This is a genomic window from Bacillus sp. JJ722, assembly GCF_036963345.1.
GTDB lineage: Bacteria > Bacillota > Bacilli > Bacillales > DSM-1321 > Bacillus_AD.
In genome coordinates this window covers 1-291 of the sequence record NZ_JBALMO010000429.1, presented here as the reverse complement: position 1 = coordinate 291, position 291 = coordinate 1, and positions in this window count along the sequence as shown.

Below are 291 nucleotides of genomic sequence, written 5' to 3'. Positions count from 1 at the left end.
ATATTCAATTAATTATTAACGTAATAAAAAGTATAACATATTTTTGTGAAATAAGTTTGTTTTCGATTTTTTTAAATCATTTTCCAAATGGAAGAGAAAAGGCATGATTTTATGAAAGGTAAGTTGTTACAGGTTTGAGTATTTATATAGTAAGAGAAGTGTTTGATGTATATGTTAGAAGTTTAATTAAGCTATAGTGTTTACGAATAATAAAGTAATTTAAAAGATAATAGTTTTTTAAGAATAATGATGGTATGATGGAAAACCGTACCATCTTTTTTGAATTTATGT